This is a genomic window from Thalassotalea sp. G20_0, from assembly GCF_017744175.1.
Lineage (GTDB): Bacteria > Pseudomonadota > Gammaproteobacteria > Pseudomonadales > Endozoicomonadaceae > Endozoicomonas.
Map to the genome: position 1 here is coordinate 1 of NZ_JAGHQV010000315.1, position 813 is coordinate 813.

Annotated in this window: 1 protein-coding gene; it reads left to right on the forward strand. The window is 57.2% G+C overall.

Annotation, left to right across the window (positions count from 1 at the left end; all coding sequences use genetic code 11):
• Positions 1-813 (forward strand): hypothetical protein (locus J7438_RS26255; protein WP_209278974.1); only part of this gene is annotated, 813 nt, incomplete at both ends.

The window sequence follows — 813 nt, forward strand, 5'->3', positions numbered from 1 at the left end:
GCGAGGCCGGGCTTTTCCATGGATTTAATGCCCGGGAAATGGACACCACGGTCAAGGCCCTGTTGCAGGGTTCCTCCGGGGTGTCCGCACCGTTTCGGGATGTTCTCCGGGGTTTGGCCAGCTCTCTGGACAAGCAGATGAAGCAGATCACGCAGGAGCGCGTCAACGATGGTAACTATCAGCGAACACCCGGGCCGGATGAGCAATTGTTATCGGTGATACAAAATGCCACCGTCGCCGATAATGAGTTCACCTTGCCGTCGGGCTGGCTGGAACGCGGAGACGTTGAAGCGACCAACAAGATCATTCAGGATGAGCAGGCCCGTTTCCTTGCCAATATGGAGGTATTTGAAGACCGGCAGCGCTTCCCGGCTAATTACCAGAAGATCTTCCAGAACCCCACAGATTATGATGCCGTGTTTTACAATGACGATACCGTTCCCTGCCATTACAGCGAATCGGGACTGGACGACACGTCGGCACTGGCACCGCTGCTTTCCCGCCCTCCGGCTACGTCACCGTTCACCCTGACGGAGCGAAAACTGCTGAAGGGGTATGCCGAACAGGCCACGGCAATCTATGGCGACTATGCCCGCCAGACCGAGGCCATAAAGCAGCAGAACCAGGAGATGATGGCAGCCATACCCGCAGAGGAGTCAGACTCAATGACCTGGCCGGAAAAACGACAGGTGTGCTGCGTCAACCTGCTGGAGACACTGGAGAGGCAGTTCCGGGACAGCTTCCTGAACATGACCAGTACCGCGGGGCAGTACCTCCGCTATGATAACGATCAGGATGACCACCAACCCGGCG